Here is a 21,543-nt window from a genome sequence, read left to right as displayed (position 1 = left end):
CATGTTCGAGACCATTGCGTCCGAGGACGTCACCACGGACCGGCTGACCGCGCGCGTGCTGCGGAGCGGTTCGCCGTCGGGCACCCCGGTCGTGTTCGTGCACGGCAACGTGTCCTCCTCGCTGTTCTGGCAGCCCACGATGGCGGCAATGCCCGAGTCGGTGCACGCCGTCGCGATCGACCTGCGCGGGTTCGGCGGCTCGCAGACCCTGCCCGTGGACGCCACCCGAGGGGTGCGGGACTTCTCCGACGACGTCGCCTCGGTGATCCGCGCGCTCGGGCTCGGGGCGAGCCACCTCGTGGGCTGGAGCATGGGCGGCGGCGTGGTGATGCAGCTCGCGCTGGACCACCCCGAGCTGGTGGCGTCCATGACGCTCGTGGCCACCGTCTCGCCGTACGGGTTCGGGGGTACGCGCGGAGCAGACGGCGAGCGTCTCTCGGAGCAGGACGCCGGGTGCGGCGGTGGGGGCGGCAACCCGGACTTCGTGGCGCGCCTGGCGGCCGGGGACACCACCGACGAGGCGCCGACGTCGCCCCGGTCGGTGTTCCGCAACGCCTACGTGGCCGACCCCGCGGACCACACCGAGCTGGAGGACCTGTGGGTCGCCTCGATGCTGACCACGGCGACCGGCGAGGGGAACTACCCCGGCGATGCGGGTGAGGCGAGCGAGTGGCCCGGGTTCGGCCCGGGGGAGCGCGGGGTGCTGAACACGATGGTGCCGCGCTACTTCGACACCTCCGGGATCGTGGACCTCGCCGCGAAGCCGCCGGTGCTGTGGGTGCACGGCACGCGTGATGCGATCGTCTCGGACGCCTCCGGGTTCGACCTGAACCAGCTCGGCGCGCTCGGGGTGATCCCCGGGTGGCCCGGGGACGATGTGGCGCCGCCGCAGCCGATGGTCTCCCAGACCCGCGCGGTGCTCACCCGGTACGCGGCCGCCGGTGGCGCGACGCACGAGGAGGAGTGGGACTGCGGGCACTCCCCGCACCTGGAGCGCCCGCAGGAGTTCGTGGCGGCGCTGCTCGCGCACATCGGGGAGGGCTGAGGGCGCCCCGCACTCACCGAGCGGGTGCTTGCGCAGGTCTACTGCCGCCGAGCGTGTGCTTGCGCTGGCTCGCGTGCGCTCACCCCTGCGCAACCACCCGCTCGGCGGGGGTGGGCCGGACTACAGCGGGAAGGTGTAGTCGAAGTGCCAGTACTCGCCCCAGGAGCCGCCGGGCTCGTGCCACGGCTGCATCACCCAGCCGTAGCGGGGGCCGTGCTCGCGTAGCCAGTTGTTGATCGTGGTGCCGTGGTCGTACTGGCGCCCCTCGTAGATGTCCAGGGCGACACCCCACCCGTGGGGGCTCGTGCCCGGCACGGCCGCGTTGGGCGGGCCGATCTCGATCCAGACCGCGTCCTGTTGAGCACGCGAACGGTAGGTGCTGTGGGGCCAGTCGTCGATCGGCAGGCGGGTGCCGAACTTCGACTGATACAGCTCGTGGAGGGTGACGGTGTCGCGGATCGTGCCGCAGTGCAGGTCATGACTGGGCAGGAAAGGGATGGGGCACAACAGCGAATCGGCGAGGCGGCCGTTGGAGTACCCGGAGATGGTCTGATTTGCTCCGGTGGGTGCCTTTGCCCCACGCCGCACTGCCAACGAGTCGACCCCGTCGCCGTCCCAGTCCCCGACCAGTTGCGTGTCGCTGTCCTTCCCGAACCAGAAGCGGTGATCGACAGCGCCGGACAAGAGGAGATCGCGCAGGTAGTAACGACTGCCGCGGCGCAGCCCGAGCTCGTCCTTGCCGTCGTTCTCCCAGTCGCCCGAGAGTGCAATGTCCGTGCTGCGTCCGAAGACAACCGTGCGATCGGAACCCCACGAGGTGAGATCGTTCTTGATGTAGTACGTGCTGCCGCGGCGCACGGCGAACGTGTCGGCTCCGTCGCCGTCCCAGTCCCCGACGAGGACCTCGTCCGTGCTGCGGCCGAAGTGGAATGTGGTGTCTGCGCCGCCGGTGCTGATCGAGTTCTTGACGTAGAACGTATTCCCGCGCCGCACCGCCAACGTGTCCACGCCGTCGCCGTCCCAGTCACCAGCGAACACCTCGTCGTCCGCGCGCCCGTAGGAGCCGATCGTGTCGTGGGCCGCGCCGAGGGAGTTCGCCAGCAGGTAGTGCCTTCCCGTCCGCACTGCCAGGCTGTCGGCTCCGTCGCCGTCCCAGTCGCCGACCAGCACAATGTCGGTGGCCGCAATCGGCGCTTCCCGCGTCATATCGGCGCCGCCGCTGTGGCTGTTCGTGAAATAGAACGTGCTCCCGCGTCCCGTGTTCGCCTCGCCGTGCGCCTGGGCCGGAACCGACAGTGCGGCCGGGAGGGCGAGTGTTGTGAACGTGAGGACAGTGGCTCGTAGGAATCGTCGGTGGTTCCAGGTCATGGTCCATCCAGGAGTCGCGTGCTAGGGGGTGTGTGCACCCTACCTGGCGTGAACGAGTGCATTCGTCCATGCGCGGGATCGCGCCGAGTCGGAATTCACCGACTCGGGAGATGATCAGGAGAATCGAGCGCTGATCTCCACGTCGTGGTCAATGCGCACGGCAACGTCGGTCAGCCGCACTCCCGCCGGGATCAATTCCCCCACAGCGATGGGCGCCTGGGTCGCCGCCTGAATTCGGCTTCGCACGACGGCGAGAACGGCCGCGACCACGACGTTGCGGCTGGTCACCTCGACACCGTCGAAATGCAGCACCAGGTCGTCACTCAACGTCACGGTGCCGCGTACCCGCGCGGAGGCGGACAGGATGCCCTTGCGGACCCTCGCCGTGGCATCCAGGTGGATGCTCCGCCCGTCCTCACCCGTGAGTTCGGCCTCCAACGAGACCAGGTGCAGCCCCTCGGCCGCGAGGGCCTGGGCGAGGAGGCGGCGCGCCGCGTCGAGCGCCTCCTCGCGAGCGACGTGCAGGTGCAGGTGGCCGGTGACGGGGTGGTCGGCGCCCGGCTCCACGATCTCCAGGTGCGTCTGCGATCCGTCCGTCTCGAGCCAGCGCACGGGTTGGTGGCCGAGCTCCGCGTCGAGGTGGAAGGCCGCACCTGCGATCCTCACGGGGTGCGCCGTGGCCTGCAGCCTGATAATCGTGCCGCTTGCAACCTGCCGGGCCGTGGCGGGCCGCGCAGGAGCGTGCTGAGGCCTCACGGGCGCCTGGGTCAGCAGTGTCTCCGGGACCTCGAGTCCGGAGGCGTCGATGAGCACCCGGGCCAGGTCTGCACCGTCGACCACCACGCTCGTCTGGTCGAACAGCCGCCGTGCTGCCCGCAGGGCCTCCGGGTCCAGATCCGCCCACGGCGCACCCGGGCCCGTGCCCGCCTCCCACAGGCGGCGCAGCAACTCCTGGCCGTCGGCGGGGACGCCGCCGGGACCCAGCGGGAGGGCGTCCGGTGCGGTGCTGTTGGGGCTCACGGGATCGACCCTAGCCCCGTCCGCGCCACGGCTCGGTGCCCGGCGCCGGACCGGGTCAGCCCCGGAACTCGCCCGTCGGCACCTCGCCCTCGGCCAGCTCTGCGTACCTCTGCGCGTCCGCACGGCGCAACTCCACGCGGCGGATCTTCTCCGAGATGGTCTTGGGCAGCGCCGGCGCGAACTCGATGCGCCGCACCCGCTTGTACGGGGAGAGCACGGCGCGGGAGTGTGCGAAGAGCTCCCGGGCCATCGCCTCGGTGGCGGCTGCGCCGTCGACCAGCGTGACGAACGCCTTCGGGACCGCCAGGCGCATCGGATCCGGGGAGGGGATCACCGCGCACTCGCGCACCAGCGGGTGCTCGAGCATGGCGCTCTCCAGGTCGAACGGGCTGATGCGGTAGTCGCTGGCCTTGAACACGTCGTCGGCGCGGCCCACGTAGAACAGGTACCCGTCCTCATCGGCGTAGGCGATGTCGCCGGTGCGGTAGTAGCCCTCGCGCATCACCTCCTGGGTGCGCTCGGCGTCGTCGGCGTACCCGGGCGTGAGGCCGAGCGGCCGGTGGGCGAGGTCGAGGCAGATCTCCCCCGGTGCGCCGGGTTCGGTCACCGGCTTGCCGGTCTCGCCGTCCACCAGGGCGATCGCGTACCCCGGTGCGGGCAAGCCCATCGATCCGGGCTTCACCGGCTGCCCGGGGAAGTTGCCGACCTGCAGGGTGGTCTCGGTCTGGCCGTACCCGTCGCGGATCGTCACGCCCCAGGCGTCCTGGACGCGAGCGATGACCTCGGGGTTCAGGGGCTCGCCCGCGCCGACCACGGAGGTGGGCGGCGTGGTGAGCTCGGTGAGGTCGGCCTGGATGAGCATCCGCCACACCGTGGGTGGCGCGCAGAAGCTGCTGACCCCGCAGCGCTGCATCTGGTGCATGAGGGCGCGTGGGTCGAATCGCTGGTAGGCGACCATGAACACGGTCGCCTCGGCGTGGAAGGGCGCGAAGAAACTCGACCAGGCGTGCTTGCCCCAGCCGGGGGAGGAGATGTTGAGGTGCACATCGCCCGGGCGCACTCCGGTCCAGGCCATGGTCGTCAGGTGCCCGATCGTGTACGAGGCGTGCGTGTGCTCCACCAGCTTGGCCCGCGCCGTCGTGCCGGAGGTGTAGTACAGGAAGAGCGGGTCGCTCGCGCGGGTGGGGGCATCGGCGGTGAACGTGGGCGCGTGGCCGGGTTCGGTGAGGTCGAGCCAGCCGGGCGCCCCGCCCGGGGTCAACCGCACCAGGTGGGTCCACTCCTGGTAGCGGGCGGCCTCTTCGGGACGAGCGATCACCGCCTCACAGTGGGCGACGGCGATGCGCTGGCCGAGCTCCGTGGCGTCGGCCAGGGTGGTGGTCGGCACCGCGACGGCACCGAGCTTCATCAGCGCGATGAGGCTGAGCCACAACTCGTGCTGGTTGCCCAGGGCCAGCAGCACGCGCGATCCGCGCCGGATGCCGGCAGCGCGCAGGCGGTTCGCCAGGGCGTTGGACTGCTCACGCAGGTCGCCGTAGCTCCAGCGGTGGTCCACGCCGTCGGGGTCCACCAGCCACAGCGCGGTGCGATCGGCGGTCTCGGGCGCGGTGGCCACGGCGTCGAGGTGGTCCAGGGCGTAGTTGAAGTGCTCCAGGTCCGGCCACGTGAAGCGCTTGGTGGCTTCCGCGTAGTCCTCGCGGTGTGCCAGGAGGAGGTCCCGCGCCGCGCGGAACGTCTCACCTGCCTGCGAGCGGATGCCCGAGACCAGGGCGGTCTCCGGGAGGTTCTGTGCCATGCCTGTCCTCACCTCGGTGCAAACCTACGCTTCCGTAGGTTACTCCCCTCGGCGGTGCGCCCCGTGCGTCGAGCGTGCGGTTGTGCGGGGTGCCGGTGTGCCGAGCGTGCGGTTGTGCGGGGTGCGAGCGCTCCCACCCATGCGCAACCCATCGTTCGGCGAGGGGGGTGGTTCGGCGGGGGTGGGGGTCGCGCTCGCCGTGGTCGAGGGGAACAATGGGAGCACACGACACGAGGAGTCATCGATGGGTCACCGCAAGAACTTCCGCGACCTGCCGCGCAAGCGCAAGGTGCAGATCGTCATCGTCGCGGCGGCGCAGCTCGCCCTGCACGGATACGCGTGGCGCGACCTCATCACGCGTCCCGCGGACCAGGTCAAGGGCCCGAAACTGCCGTGGGGGCTCGCCCTCCTGGTGAACTGGATCGGCCCGATCGCCTATCTCGCGGCTGGCCGCGAGAAGCGCGACGCCCTCCCGGCGGACTGACCGCCAGACCCGGAAATACCCCCTGGGGGTAACCTGGCGTCATGACCGATCAAGCCCGGCCCGGGTACGGGGGAAGCAAGGACGACTACACCAAGCGCATGCGGCGCATCGAGGGTCAGGTGCGCGGCATCGCACGCATGATCGACGAGGACACCTACTGCATCGACGTCCTCACCCAGGTGGCTGCGGTCACCAAGGCGCTGCAGGCCGTCAGCCTCGGGCTGATGGAGGACCACTTGAGTCACTGTGTGGTCGACGCTGCCCGTACCTCACCGGAGGCGGGCGAGGAGAAAGTGCGCGAGGCGGCGGATGCCATCGCCCGACTCGTGCGGAGCTGAGGAGGAGCCATGACCACCATCACCACGATCGACGTGACGGGCATGACCTGCGGGCACTGCGTGTCCGCGGTGACCAAGGAACTCGAGGGCGTCGAGGGCGTCAAGCGAGTGACGGTCGAACTGCACAACGGCGGCACGTCCCACGTGACTGTGATGTCCGCGAAGCCGCTCGAGGAGCCCGCACTGCGAGAGGCCGTGGACGAGGCGGGATACGCCGTGGAGAAGATCGCGGCACACGACGCCGCGGCGGAGTTCACCCAGCTCGCCGACGTGCGGGCGGAGGTCTACGAGGGAACCAAGCACCACGAGGGCTGAGGGGACCGACGCCGCTGAGGCCGTACCTCGCGCGCCCAGTCCGTGCCTGTCCTGAGACTTCACACGCCCAGTCCGTGCCCGGAAACCACGGTCTCGGCGGGTTCGGCACGGTCTCGCCGACCGGGGTGGTGCGGGCTGGTGAGTCGCGGCTAACCCTCGCCGACCTCGTCGGTGCCGGGCAGCCACCGCAGGCCCTCCTCGGTCCACCCACGCTTCTTCTTGATGCGCTGGCAGATCTGCCGTTCCTTGCGCGTCAGGCGGTCGGTGTAGATCACGCCGTCCAGGTGGTCGTACTCGTGCTGCAGGATCCGGGCCTTCCACCCGGACTCCTCCAGGCGCACGGGCTCGCCCTCGAGGTCGATCCCGGTGACGACGGCGCGGGGCGAGCGGCGCAGCGGGAACCTCTCCCCGGGGAAGCTCAGGCAGCCCTCGGACTCCTCGTCCTCGTCGGGCTCGCCCGGCACGCTCGGGGTGATCCACAGCTCGGGGTTGATCACCACGCCCCGCCAGGGGGAGTCCTCGGTGTAGGAGTACACGAACAGGCGCTTGCCGACACCCACCTGCGGGGCAGCGAGGCCGACGCCGGGCGCGGCGTCCATGGTCTCGTACATGTCGGCGACCAACTGCCGGATCTCGTCCGTGATCTCCCCGACCGGTTCGGCGGGGGTGTGCAACACGGGGTCCGGGGTGATGACGATGGGGAGAACAGCCACGCCCCGAGGCTATCGCGCCAGGGGCTCCTCAGGCGCCGGGGCTCCTCAGAGCACGTCGCGCGAGGTCAGCATCCGGAAGGCGATGCCGCCGGGCGGGATGGGCAGCCAGAACGTGAAGGCGCGATAGATCAGCACGCCGGCGAGCGCGGTGGAGGACGCGATCCCGATCGCCGTGAGTGCGGCCGTGAGCACAGCCTCCACCGCGCCGATACCGCCGGGAGTAGGGGCGGCGCTGGCCACCGCGCCCGCGGTGAGCGAGACCAGCATGATCGCCACGAAGTCCGCGGTGGGGTCCAGCGCCCGCACCGCGAAGAACAGGGCAGCGCCGTACCCGATCGGCACCAGACCCACCCCGCCGAGCAGCAGGGCGAGCTTGCGCGGTGAGGCCATCACCGCCTTCATGGCGCCCGCGGCGTCCTTGACCGCCGGCAGCACCCGAGCGGCCGTGAAACGCCGCACCACCGGAACCGCGAGCGCGATGCCGATCAGCATCAGCACCCCGATGACCACCAGGATGATGATGTGGGTGGGCGGCAGGTCCCCCAGCACGGAGTCCAGGACCCCGGAGGTGCCGGCCCACAGCCCGAAGACGATCACCAGGAACACGTGCATGACGCCGGTGGCGGTTTCCTTCGCGGCGCTCGCGGAGATGGCCACCGGCGTGGGGTAGCCCTCCTTCTGCAGGAAACGCACATTCAGGCCCAGGGTGGAGACTCCCGGCGGGGAGAACAGCGCCACGAACGAACCCGCCAGCGCCACCAGGCTGCCCTTGACCGCTGAGCTCCGGCCGGGCGAACTCCCGGTCAGGCCGAGGCCGCAGCCGACGTAGGTCGCGACGGAGGCGAGCACGAGGAAGGGCAGCCATGCCCAGTCGGCTGACTCCAGCGCGGCGCCCATCCGGGAGAACTCCTCCAGCTGGGGGGCGAGAACGTAGATCACGATCGCGAACGCCGCCGCCATGAACAGGGTGCGGGGCTTGAAGCGTTCGATCTTGGCGAACTCGGGCTTCTCGATTCCCACCGCGGTGGTCGCGGCGTCCACGAGCGGCTGCAGTCCGCCTTCGACCTTTTTCAACGCACCTCGGGTGGCGGGGGTCAGCGCCGGCAACAGGAGTCGTCGGCTTGCCGCGGCCACGCGATCGCGTCCGAGGACCTCCAGCGCGGCGGCCACCGCGCGATCGGCCCCGACCAGGGCGTAACTCGCGGCGAGGAACTCGGCGACATCCCCGTCCAGCGCGATCTCTTCCGAGCCGGGTTCCGCTCGGGAGAAGTCCAGGACCCATGCCTGCCCGTCCAGCGCGCGCAGGTGATCGCTGGACAGGGCGTGGTGGGCGATGCGCGCACGGTGCAGCCCCGCGATCTGGCGCCATGCGGAGCGCAGGAGGGCGTCGGCTTCTGCTGTGCTCTGAGCGCTCGCACCCGCCCCTGCCCCGTCGCCAGCCTGATCGCCAGCCTGATCGCCGGTCGGGTCGCCGCTGTTCTCGGCTGCGACCGCGGGTTGCAGCGCCTCCAGCAGCGTCGGCCCCGGCACCATGTCTGCGGCGAGCACGCCGGCGCCCTGCACTGCGCTGGTGACGGTGCGCACGCGCGGGGCGTTCACGCCGTGTTCGCGTGCGAGCATCATCGCCATCGCCTCGGCCGTGACCTCACGCAGGGGCGAGGGGTGTGCGATGTCGTCGGCGTTGTCCCGCAGTCGGAGGCGACGCCAGGCGCGCCCCACCGTGTCGACCTCCCAGGTGCGCCGGTCGACCACGCGGATGGCGAGTGCGGTGCCGGTCGCCACCACCTCCGGGTCAGTGCCAGTGCCAGTGCCGGTGCCGGAGTGCGCCGCCGCGTCCGGCCCCGGTACGCCGAGCACGGCGCGGAACTGCCAGCCGGGTCGCGTGGAGGGTTCGGCGTCGCGCACCTGGACCCCGCCCGATCCCAGGGCCGCCACGATCCCGGCCGACGTGAGTTCCCGGACGGGCGCACCGAACGCGAGCAGGATGAGCGTGCCCGCCAAGCCGCCGACCCCGATGGCCAGGAGCACGTCCAGGGGGGCGCTGGGTGAGGCGAGGGTCCGCACCAGGGCGAGGAGCGCCACCAGGACCCACAGCAGCACGAGCCAGGTCCGTTCGATCACCGTGCGAAGGGCCGCGACGACGGCTGCGGCCGTGGCAATGAGGTAGGAGGAGACCACCGGGCCGAATCCGACTGCCACGGGAGCCAGGGCGGCGCCGTCCGACTGTTCGAAGTCGAGTTGGCTCACCCCCCAGAAGGCGATCGCCGCCAGGAGCATCGCCGCGAGCACCCGCACCAGGTGTTTCGCGCGGCGGCGCGCGATGAGCGCCACCAGGGTGCCGAGGGCGAGCACGATCGCCGCGGACTGCAACACGACCAGGGCGATGTGCAGCACGGTCGAGGGCACGCCGGTGAGCAGCGCCCGCACCTGCTGATCGGCCTGCGCGGTGATGCCGCTCGCCACCGAGGCCAGGGCGAGGCCGAGCGCGGCGAGCAGGAGGAACCCGATGGTCACTCGGATGTCCGACCACGACGCCCGCCGCGTGACGATGCGGTACAGCGCGGCGGGGCCCTCTGCCGCCGTGGAGTCGGCGGGCGGTGCCGTCGGATCCGATTGGCTCATGAAGCCAATCTAGGATGCGCCGGTGACATCAGCAGCCCGTGCCGAGACGCGCAGGTAGGGCGCGAGCATCTTCTCCACCTCGCGGATACGGCCGGCGTACTCGGTGTCCGGGTCGTCGCTCTCCTGCGCCAGATCGGCAGCATCGTGCATGTGCGCATCGACCGTGACGTAGACGATGCGCGCGACGCGCGCGGCGTCGACACCGTCGGGTAGGAGGTCGAAGGCGCGCAATGCGGACTCCGTCCGCTCCGCCATCCGGCGCTTGTGCTCACGCCGTGCCGCCGCCTGTTCGGGACTGGGGGCGACGGCGTGAAGCGCGCGAGCCAGGCCGGTGACGGCGTAGGAGTTGGCCACGATGGCGAGCATCGAGTCCAGTGGATCACCGTCCCGGTGGGGGGAGGGGGGTCCCTGCGCCAGGGCCTCGTCGACGTACCGTTCCAGTCGCAGGTAGCAGCGTGCCTGCACCGCGGCAGTGATCGCCTCACGGTCCGGCAAGTACTGGTACAGGGCACCGACGCTGAGGCCGGCCCGTTCGGCGACGTGGGTGAGACTCAGGGCCTCGGGCCCTTCGGTCTCGGCGATGTGCTCGGCCGCTTCCAAGGCGCGCCGCACTTTCTCGCGGGAGCGCGCCTGGGTAGGCACTCGCTGCAGCGGGAGCTCGGAGAGATCAATCTCGGTTTCCACACAACCTCAATCGGACAGATGGATCTGGTAAAGCCCCGTAGTGACATCCTTTCACGCTGCTGACCGTCTGTGCACGCGATAGCGGAAACTGCGGCTGTCCTGCCCGGTGTGAGTGCCGCGTGGCGGGACGGCGCTGGGCCCGCGCGGCGCGGCGCGCGGGTGGTGGGTGGTTCGCGACGTGTGCGGGTGGTGGACGGTTACCGGGCGGGCTCCACCAGGGCACCCGGGTCGCGGGTGAGCGCGAGGAGCGTGTCGCGCAACGCATCGAGCTCGCGCGGGTCCTGCCGGCTCCACAGCAGGGAGCCGGTCGCGCCGTCGGCAGCCTTGGTGATGACCTCGGCGCGCAGCGGGTCCAGGCCGTCGGCCAGAATCCGTTGATGCCACCGCGCGTCGTCGTCCCGGACCAGGGCGGTCACCCCGGGGTCGGAGCCGATCATGCCCATCACGGTGATCTGTTCGCGCGCTCGCTCGCCGTTCTCCAGGTCCGCGAACACGGCGCGGACGTAGGCGCGGGTGAGGCGCCCGGGGGCGTCGTCGGCCGGGTCGAGGGCGGCTGTCACGGCCTCGTCGAACTGCGCCAGGAGGTCGCCCATCAGGGCCGTGAGCAGCTCATCGCGGCTGGGGAAGTGGTGCATGAGGCCGCCCTTGGACACTCCAGCGGAGCGGGCGATGGCATCCAGGCTCACGCCCACGCCCTTGGTCGCGATGGCGCGGGCGGCTGCCTCGAGTATGCGGCGCTGCGTGCGTTCGGCGTCGCGCTGTGGTCCTGGCACCTCGTCCTCCCTGGAGATCACACCCTAGCGGGTTCACAGAGAACCGACCAGACGGTATGTTAGGGAGGTGAGTTCGACGTACGCCCCCGCCGCCGCAACCCGCACCCAGTGGTGGGGTCTCGCGGTCCTGATGCTTCCCGTGCTGATCGTCTCGATCGACAACACGGTGCTGAGCTTCGCCCTGCCCTCCATCGCCCTGGACCTGCAGCCCGGCGCCGCCATGCAGTTGTGGATCATCGACGTCTACCCGCTGGTTCTCGCCGGGCTCCTGGTCAGCATGGGCAACCTCGGCGACCGCGTCGGCCGGCGCCGGCTGCTGCTCATCGGCGCCGTCGGGTTCGCGGCGGTCTCCGTGATCGCCGCGAACTCCACCAGCGCCGAGATGCTGCTCGCCTCCCGCGCGCTGCTCGGCGTGTTCGGCGCTGCGCTCATGCCGTGCACCCTCTCCCTGCTGCGCGGCATGTTCACCGATCGCCGCGAGCGCCGCCTCGCCATCGCGATCTGGGCCACCGGCTTCGCCGCGGGCGGCGCGATCGGTCCCATCGTCGGCGGTCTGCTCCTGGAGCACTTCGCTTGGGGGTCGGTGTTCCTGCTGGCCGTGCCGATCCTGCTGCCGTTGCTGATCGGGGCGCCGCTCCTCATCACCGAGTCGCGCGACCCCGCGCCCGGCCCGTTCGACCTGGCCTCGATCCTGCTGTCCATGCTGACCTTCGCTCCGCTGGTGTACGGCATCAAGCACGTGGCCACCCAGGGGTGGGACGTCCTGGCCGGGGGGTGCTTCGCCGTCGCCCTCGGCAGCGCGTACCTGTTCGCTCGTCGACTGCTGCGCCAACGCAACCCCCTCCTGGACGTTCGCCTGTTCGCCGTAGGCGCCTTCACCGGCAGCGTGCTGATCAACCTCATCAGCGTGTTCTCGTTCGTGGGCCTGCTGTACTTCCTGTCCCAGCACCTGCAGCTGGTGCTCGGGATGAGCCCGATGAACGCCGGCCTCGTGCTGGTGCCGGGCACCCTCGCCATGGTGGTGGCCTCTCTCCTGGTGGTGAGGCTCGTGCGCCGCTTCCGCCCGGCCCACCTGGTGGCCGCCGGACTCCTGCTCGGCGCGGCGACCTATGCCACCTTCGCCCTGACCGGGGGGCGGGCCGACCTGTGGGTCTTCGCCCTCGGCTTCGCCGCCCTGGGTGCCGGTGTCGGCGCTGCGGAGACGCTCTCGAACGACATCATCGTGGCGGCCGTCCCGCCCGCGAAGGCCGGCGCCGCCTCCGCGGTGTCCGAGACCGCCTACGAACTGGGGGCCGTGCTCGGCACGAGCGTGCTGGGCGGGGTGCTCGCCGCGACCTACGCCCGCGCCCTCACGATCCCCGCGGGTGTCCCCGCCGAGCAGGCCGCCGCCGCGCGCGAGACCCTCGCCGGGGCGCTCACCGTGGCCGAGTCCCTGCCGGCAAGCGTGGGCGAGCAGCTCGCCCAGTCCGCGCGGCACGCGTTCGACTCCGGGATCGTGGCGACGTCGTTGGTCGGCGTGGTCACGATGCTCTTCGCCGCGGTGCTCGCGCTGCGGGCGCTGCGCGATCAGCGCGGCTGACGCCGACCGGCGGCCGGTGCCCGCACCGGCCGCCGGTGAACACCCGGTGAAGTGCAGTCGGCGCCCTGGTGAGAGAGAGTGGGAGCGTGACCAACCCCCTCACGCGTGCCGGTCGCTGGCTCGAGCCGTGGTTCGCCGCCTACGCGCTCGCCGGGCTGCTCGTCAACGCCCTGGTCCCGATGCTCATCCCCCTGAGCGTCGAGAGCCACGGCCCCACCGCCGTGGCACTCGTGATCTCCGCGTTCTTTGCCGGGCAGCTCACCGCCCCGGCGATCGGCTCCTATGCCGACCGTGCGGGCAAGCAGCGGGTGGTGTTCCTCGGCGCCTTCCCGGCCATGGCGACCTCCGCGATCGGGTTCGGACTCGCCGACTCGGTGCCGCTGTGGGCCCTCGCGGCGCTCGCGGCGGGTGTCTCGGCGGGCGCAGCGCAGACCACCGGCAGTGTGTTCATCGTGGAGGGCCACCCCCGCGAGGAGTGGGACGTGCGGATCGGCTGGTTCCGCCTCACCTTCGGCCTCGGCCAGGTCGCGGGCCTGGCGATCGGCGCCGTCTTCGCCGACGGCCGGGTGAACATGGGGTGGTACGTGGGCGGCGCGGTGATCGCGTTCGGGGTCCTCCTGGGGCGCATCGGGTTGCCACGGGTATCGGCCCCCGCGAAGGGCCACCACCGGGTCCCGGTGAGCGGACCGCCCTCGATCGCGGCGCACCTGCGCCACCCGCGCGACGGCGAGCGGCACCCGAGCGGACTGCGCACCGAGCTGCGGGGCCCGTTCGGGCGGTTCCTGTTGACCTGGCTGCTGGCGATGATCGCAGTGCAGACCATCCTCAACGTGATGCCGCTGGTCATGGACCACGCCTTCAAGGTCACCGCCTCCCATACCGCCACCTACTACCTCATCGGCTCCCTCGCCGGCGCGTTGCTCTACCCCGTGTGCGGTTCGTTGGCGGCGCGCACCACCGCCGCGCGGGTGCTCGGCATCGGCATGCTGATCACGCTGGCGGGCTTCGCGGTGATGACGGCCACCTGGGCGCTCGCGCTGCCCGGAGAAGGAGTCCTCGGGCCCATCGGCCTCGTGCTCATCGCGATCGGGTACCCGTTCGACTACGTAGGCGGCACCATGCTCGCGGCCGAGCTCACCCTGGACGGGCAGGGCTCCGCGATGGGCCTGTTCAACAGCGCCGTGGCGGCCGGCGCGATCGTCGGTGCCATCGCACCCTCATTCCTCGCCACGGCCCTCGGGTACGGCGCGTTGCCGCCCCTGGCCGCCGCGATCATGGTGCTCGCGATGGCAGTCGGGTTCCCGCTGCTGCGCCGCACTACATGAGCTGGCGACGGATGTCGGCGAGGTGGGAGGCGGTGGTCTCGTCCACCTGCGGGTAGCGCGGCTCGAGTCCCCGCATCGTCTCCAACAGGATCGCGAGCGTGGACAGGTGGGAGAACCACTTGTGATCGGCCGGCACCACGTGCCACGGCGCCCACTCGGTGCTGGTGTGGCTGAGCATCTGGGAGAACGCGTGGGTGTAGTCGTCCCACAGGGCCCGCTCCGTCATGTCCGTGGCCGAGACCTTCCAGTTCTTGGACGAGTCGTCGATACGGTCCAGGAATCGGAGTCGTTGCTCCTCCTTGGAGACATTCAGGAAGATCTTGACGATGGTGGTGCCGTTCTCCGTCAGATAGCGCTCCCAGTCGTTGATCTGGCGATACCGCTGCGCCCAGATGTGGTCACCGGCCACCGCGGTGCGTGGCCACAGGAGTTCTGGGTGCACCCGGGTCACGGTCACGTTCTCGTAGTGCGAGCGGTTGAAGACCGCGATCCGCCCCAGTGCCGGCAGCGCCGCCTGGTGGCGCCACAGATAGTCGTGTTCGCGCTCGGTGCTGCTGGGTGCCTTGAAGGAGTACACGTCCACACCCTCCGGATTCACCCCGGACATCACGTGCTTCACCGTGGAGTCCTTGCCCGCAGCATCGATCGCCTGCAGCACGATCAACAGGGCTCCGTCCGCCTGCGCGTAGAACGCGTCCTGCAGCGCGAACAGTTCCTGCTTGGCGCGCTCCAGCGCCGCATTGCCCCCCTGCTTTCCCAACGCGGCGTCCCGCCGGCCGGGATCGAAGTCGTGGCGCAGGTCCACCTTCGCGCCCGGTGTGACGCGGCACGCCGCCGCCCATGATGTGTAATCCATCTCGTCGACCTTTCGTCCGCTGCAGCGTTGGTGGGATTCGCTGCGATGTCCTACCGTCAGAGAAACACATTCGCGGGTCACCCGCAGCGCGAAGGGGAGGAACACGTGACCGTCACGGCGCCCACCCTGCTGACCTTCGCCGTCGCCCTGTTCACCATTGCCAATCCGATCGGCACCATTCCGGTCTTCCTCGATCTCACCGAGAAGATGGATTCCCGCAGACAGCGCCACGTGGCGCTGATGGTCGGGGTCGGCGCGGTGGTCGTGATGCTCATCTCGCTGTTCGCCGGGACCGCTCTGCTGACCTTCTTCGGGATCGACCTGAACTCCTTCAAGATTGCCGGCTTCGCCTACGTCGCCACCATCGCCTGGGCGATGATGGTGCGCCCGGATGCCGTCATGTCCGCCACCGGATCCTCCCCGGCGATCGTGCCCTTGGCCGTGCCCGTGATCGCGGGCCCCGGCGTGATGGCACTGATGATCGCCTACGCCCACGACCACACCGGCCTGACCAACACGCTGATCGGGGTCGGCATCGCGGTGGGCATCAGCGCCCTGGTCGCCGGGATCTATTCCCTGGCGCCGCTGCTGTCCCGGCTGCTCGGAGCCACCGGCATGAACGTGTTCTCCCGGGTGTTCGGTCTCATCCTCTTGGCCATCTGCGTGCAGTCGATCCTCACCGCCCTCGCGGCGGTCTTCCCCTCCTGGTCCCACTGACACCCCCGGAGTCCCCGTGCCCCCCACCCTCGACCTCGAGAAAGCCGACCTGCCAGCCGTCCTCGCCGACCTCGGCGTGGACCCTGCTCACGGACTGACCGCCGCAGAGGCCGCGACCCGCCTGCAGACCTACGGGCCCAACGGCATCACCGAGAAGCAGGAGTCCCTCGCCCGCAAGCTCCTCGGATACTTCACCGGCCCGATCTCGTACATGATCGAGGCCGCCGCCGTCGTCTCCGCGATCCTGGGGAACTGGCCGAGCTTCGCGGTGATCTTCGCCCTCCTGGTGATCAACGCCGCCCTGGCGTTCTGGCAGGACGCGAAGGCCGCCAATGCTCTGGCGGCGCTCAAGGCCGGCCTGGCCCCGGAGGCCACCGTGATGCGCGACGGCGCCTGGAGCACCATCCAGGCCGCCGACCTGGTCCCGGGTGACGTGGTGAAGGTCCGCCTCGGGGACATCGTCCCGGCGGACCTGCGCCTGGTGGGTGAAGGATTCGCCTCGATCGACCAGTCCGCCCTGACCGGGGAGTCCGTGCCGGTCTCCAAGCACGACGGCGACGAGGCCTACTCCGGCAGCGTCGTGAAGCAGGGCGAGATGGCCGGGGTGGTCATCGCCACCGGCAGCAACACCTTCTTCGGGCGCACCGCCAAACTCGTCGCGGGCGCCGGCGCGGTCTCCCACGCCCAGAAGGCGATGTTCCAGATCGGCAACTTCCTGATCCTGGTCGCCGTGGTGCTCGCCGTGGTGCTCGTGGTCTTCCAGGTGTGGCAGGACGTGGACGCCGGGTGGGCGTGGGGCGACGCCCTGACGATCCTGCAGTTCGTGCTGGTGCTCCTGGTCGCTGCGATCCCGGTGGCCATGCCCGCGGTCTTCTCCGTCACGATGGCGCTCGGGGCGCTCGCCCTGTCCAAACAGCAGGCGATCGTCTCGCGGCTGCAGTCCATCGAGGAGATGGCCGGGGTCGACATCCTGTGCTCGGACAAGACCGGCACGCTCACCAAGAACCAGCTGAAGCTCTCCGACCCGATCCTCGTGCAGGCCACCGACCCGCAGGAGGTCATCGTGGCCGGTGCGCTCGCCTCCCGCGCCGAGGACCATGACGCGATCGACGACGCCGTGATCGCCGGACTGGCGACGCCCCTGAGCGGGTGGACCGTCACCGAGTTCACCCCGTTCGACCCGGTCACCAAGTACACCAAGGCCGTGGTCACCGGGCCCGGCGCCACCGATGCCGTGGTCGCCAAGGGAGCCCCGGCCGCCATCCTCGCTCTCGCCGGTGCGGGTGATGCGGAGACGGCGACTGTCAACGACACCGTGGCCCAGCTGGCCGCCAAGGGGAACCGCGCGCTCGCGGTGGCGCGACGGGACGACGGCGCCTGGCGGGTGCTCGGGGTGCTGCCGATGTTCGATCCGCCGCGGGACGACACCAAGGCGACCATCGACGCCGTGGAGGGCAAGGGCGTCGCGGTGAAGATGATCACCGGCGATGACACGGCGATCGCGATCGAGACCGCCCGGCAACTCGGGATGGGCACGAACATCATGACCGCCTCCGACGTGTTCCCGGCGGACATGGACCCGGACAACGTGCCCGAGGTGATCGCCGACCAGATCGAGCGTGCGGACGGGTTCGCCCGGGTGTTCCCCGAGCACAAGTACGCGATCGTGAAGTCCCTGCAGAAGCGCGGTCACCTCGTGGCCATGACGGGCGACGGAGTCAACGACGCCCCGGCTCTGAAGCAGGCCGACTGCGGCACCGCCGTCTCCGGCGCGACCGATGCCGCGCGCGGCGCCGCCGCCCTGATCCTCACCGCACCGGGCCTCTCCGTCATCAACAACGCGGTGGACGAGGCCCGGCGGATCTTCGGGCGGATCACGTCCTACACGATCTACCGCGTGGCGCTCACCCTCACGATCATGTTCCTCGTGGTCATCGCGACCATGACGGAGGGCTTCCAGCCGCTGACGCCGATCATGATCGTGGTGCTGTCCCTGCTGGATGACATCCCGATCATGACGATCGCCTACGACAACACCCCGGTGAGCGAGAAACCGATCCGGTGGCGGATGGGCTCACTGCTGGCCAACTCCGGGATCATCGGCCTGTTCGCCGTCGCCCAGTCGCTCATCATGCTCACCCTCGCCGTCGCCGCCAAGGACCAGGGAATCCTCGGGATCGCCAGCGAGGGGGCCGTGCAGACGATCATGTTCCTGCAACTGGTCTCCGGTGGTCACCTGCTGATCTTCGTCACGCGCAACGAGCGCTGGTTCACCCGCCGGCCCTACCCCGCCAAGCCGCTGTGGCTCGCGATCCTCGGCACGCAGCTCCTGGCGATGGCGATGGCCGCCTTCGGGTGGCTCGTCCCCGCGATCTCCTGGGGCGCGATCGGCGTGGTCATGGCCTACTCGCTGGTGTGGGTGTTCATCATGGGCGCCGTGCGGCTCATCGCGGAACGACTGGTGGACCACCGCACCAAGGCCCGTCGCAAGCACACCGAGCTCTTCCACCGGGATCTGCACGCGCAGCCCGTGGGGCCCGTGGGGTAGGTCTACCAGCGGTCGTGGATCTCCCCGCTGTGGGGAAGTCATGTGCCCAGGCTAGTTCGGCCGGAAGGCGCTCCCGGTCTCGCCCTCGGCCACGGGCAGGCGACCCGAGGCGACGGCGGCGGCGAACTCCTCGTGATCGGCCTCCGTCTGGTCCGCGTACCCCCGGGCGAAGGCGGCGAACGCGTCGGCGGGGGCGTCGTCGTCGCCCAGGTAGGTGGCGATCATCGAGGCGCCCGAGGTGCGGGCATGCCCCTTGGCCAGCAGCGTGCCGACGATGTGGGAGTAGTCCTCCAGGGCTCCCGCCTCCAGGCCGTCCAGGGGCACCGTGCCCTTCATGTTGCGGAAGGTGCGCACGTAGTACTGGTTCCCGCCGACGCTGGTCCACCCCAGCAGCGGGTCGGACACGGTCTGCAGCGCCTGCTGGCTCTCCACCACCCGTTGCCCCTGGTGGTCGTGCCAGGCGTGCTCGCCGTGCACGTACCGCGCCAGCACCGACCGGCGGGCCTGTTTGAGCTGCAGGAAGATCACGTCGTCGGGGTGGGTGCCCTCCAGCAGCGCCACGTAGGCGCGCAATCCCACGCTGCCCACGCCCACCACCTTGTGGGCCACATCCGTCAGCTGATACCACGCCAGCACCCGGCGCCACTGCGCCGGCAGGGAGTGCAGGTACTCATCCAGCCCCTGCGCCACCAGCTCCGCATCGGCCCGGGTGAGCCGTTCGATCAGCGGCGGCTCGGCCTGGATCTCGCGTTCGCCCCGCTCGTTGCGGGCGGTCAACTTCGGCAGCACCCGGTCGCTGGTGCGCTTGCGGGCGGACTTCGCGGCCTTGCGGATCGCCTTGATCAGCGCGGGGTCGTTCGCGGTCTCGGTGAGGTGGTCCACGTCCATCCGCTCGAAGGAGCGCGTGATCAACGGCATGTGCGCCAGTCGCGCGACCTCGGCGGCATACGCCCGCACACACGCGCGCACCGCCTGCTCGCAGTCCTCCTCGGTGAGGGAGTTCTCCCGGCCCGCCACCCAGATCGAGGCGGTCAGGCGCGCGAGGTCCCACTCCCAGGCGCCCACGTGGGCCTCGTCGAAGTCGTTGATGTCGATCACCAACTCCCCCTCGGGGGAGCGGTAGAAGCCGAAGTTGCCCAGGTGCGCATCCCCGCCCACCACGGGGGTGATGCCGGAGGTCGGGAGGCGAGCGACGTCGTCGGCCATCACGATCGCCGACCCCCGCAGGTAGCCGTACGGGGACCCCACCATCCGCGCGACCCGGATCGGGACCAGATGCTCGATCCGCCCCGCGTGGGAGGCCTCCACGAGGTCCACGGCCTCGGGGCGGTGCGCGCGTGCGCGCCAGCCGATCTCTTTCACCGGGCGGGTCTCGCGCAGCGTGCGGCCCAGGGCCTCGCGCTCGTCGCGGCTGACCAGCCGCTTGCGCAGACTCGTGGCCCCCCGGATCGGGTCGTTGCCCGTCAGGGGCGAGATGAGGCGGGTGAACTGCGGCATGGTGATCCTCCCGACGTTGGGTGGGGCACGGGTGAGTCTAGGTGCACGGCCCATCGTGGTGTATCGTGAGCGTTGGTTGCAGTGAATCGCGCATGTTGAGGCCCAGCCGAATGGCTCGGGCCTTTCTTTCTGTGAAGAGGTGTGCAAGGCGCCGTGGCTGAGGGCCGTCTTCTGGCCCGTCTCACCGAACACAAGGAAAGACATCATGACTGAAGGCACCGTGAAGTGGTTCAACTCCGAGAAGGGGTTCGGCTTCATCACCCCGGACGGCGGGGGTAGCGACGTGTTCGCTCACTTCTCCGCGATCGTCGCGGACGGCTACCGCAGCCTCGAGGAGGACCAGCGGGTCTCCTTCGAGGTCACCCAGGGCCCCAAGGGCCCGCAGGCTTCGAACATCACCACTCTCTGAGAGAGTGATCCACAGCGGGCGCCCGGGGTCGACCCGGGCGCCCGCTGTGCTGTCCGGGTGATCAGATCACCCGGACCAGGACGGCGTTCGCCACCCCGATCCGCTGACCCTGCCCCGCGGTCATCTCGGCGAGCATCTGCCGGGGAGCGGGATGCCACGGCAGGGCGGCGAGGTAGGCCTCGTGCGCCTCCAGGGAGGCGATCCCGGCCTCCAGCGGCGGGCCGGAGACGTCGACGCCGTGGGTCAGGCGGGTGTGCCCCGCCACCATGAGCCGCTGCGTGGCCCACGGTTCCAGGCCCTCCTCGAGCAGCTCGGGGAAGAGCCAGGGGTTGTCGGCGTCGCGCATGGCATCGACCACCGCCAGTCCGCACACCCGGTGGTCCACGTGGTTCAGGCCCCACGGGGCCTCCAGCTCCCAGGTCGGGGTCACCACCAATTGGGGTCGGACCTCCCGGATGACCCGCGCGATGTCGCGCCGCAGTTGCGGGGTGTGCTGCAGGAGCCCATCGGGGTGATCGAGGAAGCGGACATCGCTCACCCCCACTGCAGCGCACCCGGCGCGTTGCTCGGCCTCGCGTACCACGGCGGTCCGCTCCGGTGGCATGCCGCGGATCCCCGCCTCACCGCGGGTCAGCAGCAGATACGTCACCGCGACCCCCTGCGCGGTCCAGGCGGCGACGGCGCAGGATGCTCCGTACTCGGCGTCGTCCGGGTGGGCCACGACCACGAGCACGCGCTCGAGCCCGTCCGGGGTGAAGGTCTCCAGCGACTCACTCATCGGGGGAGTACACCACCCGCAGCACGCCACTGGCGAACGCCTCGCAGGAGACCAGGCGCATCGGGAGCATGGCGCCCTCGCCGAACAGTCGCTCTCCGTGGCGGGCGGCGATCGGGTGGATCAGCAGCCGCAGCTCGTCCAGCAGGCCGGCCTCCAGCAGTTGGCGCACCACGCTGATCGATCCGGGGACGATCACCTTCCCGATGGTGGGGTCCGAGCGCAGGGCGCGGGCGCTGGCGAGCAGGTCCGCCGTCGCCTCCACGTTGCGCCAACCGAGGTCACCGGCTGAGCGGGTGGCGACGAGTTTGCGGGTGTCCCCGAGCTGCGCCGCGAACGCGGCGTCCTCTCCGCCCGCGGCCTCGCGGTCAGGCCAGGCGCCGACGAAGGAGTCGTAGGTCACCCGGCCCAGCAGGATGACCTCGGCGCCCTCGTAGTCGCCGCCGGCCGCGGCGCCCATGTCCTCGTCGAAGTACCGGACGTGCCAGTCCGGGTCGATCTCGGCGACGCCGTCGAGCGTGATGAACAGGGACGAGACGATGGTGGCCATGGTTCCTCCTGGGTCGAGTGCAGGGTAGACCTCCCGGCGGCCCGGAACTCACCGAATCCCCGCACCCCCTTGTTCCCGCGCCGCCGGGCTGCCTAGCGTCGAAGGTGGCAGGGGCACCCCGAGTGAGAGG

The 21,543-nt window shown here is 70.5% G+C and carries 20 protein-coding genes; 9 read left to right on the top strand and 11 right to left on the bottom strand.

Annotation, left to right across the window (positions count from 1 at the left end; genetic code table 11):
- Window position 1 precedes the first annotated feature (1 nt).
- Complete coding sequence (locus ATL40_RS12295; RefSeq protein WP_098469794.1) at window positions 2–1,045, top strand: alpha/beta fold hydrolase; 1,044 nt, start codon at window positions 2–4, stop codon at window positions 1,043–1,045.
- A 120-nt stretch (window positions 1,046–1,165) separates the two neighbouring features.
- On the opposite strand, the gene ATL40_RS12290 is transcribed toward ATL40_RS12295, so the two are convergent.
- The 3 genes from ATL40_RS12290 to ATL40_RS12280 all read right to left on the bottom strand — a co-directional run bounded on the left by ATL40_RS12290 (window position 1,166) and on the right by ATL40_RS12280 (window position 5,228).
- The gene (locus ATL40_RS12290) at window positions 1,166–2,413 is read right to left on the bottom strand and encodes a M15 family metallopeptidase (protein ID WP_098469793.1); all 1,248 of its coding nucleotides are present in this window, start codon (window positions 2,411–2,413) and stop codon (window positions 1,166–1,168) included.
- 114 nt (window positions 2,414–2,527) lie between these two features.
- A complete protein-coding gene (locus tag ATL40_RS12285) occupies window positions 2,528–3,433 on the bottom strand; it encodes a hypothetical protein (RefSeq protein ID WP_098469792.1) in 906 nt (301 codons plus the stop codon).
- Between the two features lie 55 nt (window positions 3,434–3,488).
- Window positions 3,489–5,228, bottom strand: a complete 1,740-nt coding sequence (locus ATL40_RS12280; protein WP_098469791.1) for an AMP-binding protein — start codon at window positions 5,226–5,228, stop codon at window positions 3,489–3,491.
- A gap of 139 nt (window positions 5,229–5,367) precedes the next feature.
- Here ATL40_RS12280 and ATL40_RS12275 point away from each other — a divergent pair, with 139 nt between their 5' ends.
- From ATL40_RS12275 to ATL40_RS12265, 3 genes are read left to right on the top strand one after another with little or no spacing between them, the layout of a single operon-like run.
- Window positions 5,368–5,712, top strand: coding sequence for a PLD nuclease N-terminal domain-containing protein (locus ATL40_RS12275; protein ID WP_245867068.1), 345 nt, complete (start codon window positions 5,368–5,370; stop codon window positions 5,710–5,712).
- A gap of 41 nt (window positions 5,713–5,753) precedes the next feature.
- Window positions 5,754–6,050 (top strand): metal-sensitive transcriptional regulator, encoded by a 297-nt coding sequence (locus ATL40_RS12270; RefSeq protein ID WP_098469789.1) that lies wholly within the window; start codon window positions 5,754–5,756, stop codon window positions 6,048–6,050.
- 9 nt (window positions 6,051–6,059) lie between these two features.
- Window positions 6,060–6,365 carry a heavy-metal-associated domain-containing protein gene (locus tag ATL40_RS12265; protein ID WP_098469788.1) on the top strand — a complete coding sequence of 102 codons (306 nt, stop codon included), beginning with the start codon at window positions 6,060–6,062 and terminating at the stop codon, window positions 6,363–6,365.
- Between the two features lie 149 nt (window positions 6,366–6,514).
- On the opposite strand, the gene def is transcribed toward ATL40_RS12265, so the two are convergent.
- The 4 genes from def to ATL40_RS12245 form a co-directional block, all read right to left on the bottom strand.
- Window positions 6,515–7,078, bottom strand: a complete 564-nt coding sequence (gene def / locus ATL40_RS12260; RefSeq protein WP_098469787.1) for a peptide deformylase — start codon at window positions 7,076–7,078, stop codon at window positions 6,515–6,517.
- Window positions 7,079–7,123: 45 nt separating this feature from the next.
- The gene (locus ATL40_RS12255; RefSeq protein WP_098469786.1) at window positions 7,124–9,700 is read right to left on the bottom strand and encodes a lysylphosphatidylglycerol synthase transmembrane domain-containing protein; all 2,577 of its coding nucleotides are present in this window, start codon (window positions 9,698–9,700) and stop codon (window positions 7,124–7,126) included.
- Between the two features lie 9 nt (window positions 9,701–9,709).
- Window positions 9,710–10,384 (bottom strand): TetR/AcrR family transcriptional regulator, encoded by a 675-nt coding sequence (locus ATL40_RS12250; RefSeq protein ID WP_098469785.1) that lies wholly within the window; start codon window positions 10,382–10,384, stop codon window positions 9,710–9,712.
- A 197-nt stretch (window positions 10,385–10,581) separates the two neighbouring features.
- The gene (locus tag ATL40_RS12245) at window positions 10,582–11,157 is read right to left on the bottom strand and encodes a TetR/AcrR family transcriptional regulator (protein ID WP_169925975.1); all 576 of its coding nucleotides are present in this window, start codon (window positions 11,155–11,157) and stop codon (window positions 10,582–10,584) included.
- A 130-nt stretch (window positions 11,158–11,287) separates the two neighbouring features.
- Between ATL40_RS12245 and ATL40_RS12240 the strand changes: the two genes are divergently transcribed.
- Window positions 11,288–12,736: an MFS transporter gene (locus ATL40_RS12240; RefSeq protein WP_098470477.1), complete on the top strand. Its 1,449-nt coding sequence runs from the start codon at window positions 11,288–11,290 to the stop codon at window positions 12,734–12,736.
- Between the two features lie 86 nt (window positions 12,737–12,822).
- Window positions 12,823–14,061 carry an MFS transporter gene (locus ATL40_RS12235; RefSeq protein ID WP_211283119.1) on the top strand — a complete coding sequence of 413 codons (1,239 nt, stop codon included), beginning with the start codon at window positions 12,823–12,825 and terminating at the stop codon, window positions 14,059–14,061.
- Here the strand turns inward: ATL40_RS12235 and ATL40_RS12230 are convergent.
- On the bottom strand, window positions 14,054–14,917 hold the full coding sequence (locus tag ATL40_RS12230; protein WP_098469782.1) for a PPK2 family polyphosphate kinase: 864 nt from the start codon (window positions 14,915–14,917) through the stop codon (window positions 14,054–14,056). The two genes, ATL40_RS12235 and ATL40_RS12230, sit on opposite strands and share 8 nt — an antisense overlap.
- Before the next feature lie 105 nt (window positions 14,918–15,022).
- On the opposite strand from ATL40_RS12230, the gene ATL40_RS12225 reads away from it, so the two are divergent.
- Window positions 15,023–15,634, top strand: a complete 612-nt coding sequence (locus ATL40_RS12225; protein ID WP_169925974.1) for a MarC family protein — start codon at window positions 15,023–15,025, stop codon at window positions 15,632–15,634.
- Window positions 15,635–15,650: 16 nt separating this feature from the next.
- The gene (locus ATL40_RS12220; protein ID WP_098469780.1) at window positions 15,651–18,182 is read left to right on the top strand and encodes a plasma-membrane proton-efflux P-type ATPase; all 2,532 of its coding nucleotides are present in this window, start codon (window positions 15,651–15,653) and stop codon (window positions 18,180–18,182) included.
- 51 nt (window positions 18,183–18,233) lie between these two features.
- On the opposite strand, the gene ATL40_RS12215 is transcribed toward ATL40_RS12220, so the two are convergent.
- On the bottom strand, window positions 18,234–19,679 hold the full coding sequence (locus ATL40_RS12215; RefSeq protein ID WP_098469779.1) for a DUF2252 domain-containing protein: 1,446 nt from the start codon (window positions 19,677–19,679) through the stop codon (window positions 18,234–18,236).
- 205 nt (window positions 19,680–19,884) lie between these two features.
- On the opposite strand from ATL40_RS12215, the gene ATL40_RS12210 reads away from it, so the two are divergent.
- Window positions 19,885–20,088 (top strand): cold-shock protein, encoded by a 204-nt coding sequence (locus ATL40_RS12210; protein ID WP_098469778.1) that lies wholly within the window; start codon window positions 19,885–19,887, stop codon window positions 20,086–20,088.
- A gap of 61 nt (window positions 20,089–20,149) precedes the next feature.
- Here ATL40_RS12210 and ATL40_RS12205 read toward each other — a convergent pair whose 3' ends face one another.
- Together ATL40_RS12205 and ATL40_RS12200 are read right to left on the bottom strand one after the other, a co-directional pair.
- Window positions 20,150–20,866 (bottom strand): PIG-L deacetylase family protein, encoded by a 717-nt coding sequence (locus ATL40_RS12205; protein ID WP_098469777.1) that lies wholly within the window; start codon window positions 20,864–20,866, stop codon window positions 20,150–20,152.
- Entirely contained in the window at window positions 20,859–21,413 is a 555-nt protein-coding gene (locus ATL40_RS12200; protein WP_098469776.1) for a dihydrofolate reductase family protein, read from the bottom strand. The genes ATL40_RS12205 and ATL40_RS12200 overlap by 8 nt, the downstream gene beginning before the upstream one ends.
- Between the last annotated feature and the right edge of the window lie 130 nt (window positions 21,414–21,543).

Source organism: Serinibacter salmoneus, assembly GCF_002563925.1.
Taxonomy (GTDB): Bacteria; Actinomycetota; Actinomycetes; order Actinomycetales; family Beutenbergiaceae; genus Serinibacter; species Serinibacter salmoneus.
Note: the sequence above shows the minus strand (reverse complement) of the source record. Positions and strands in the feature narration are given on the sequence as shown.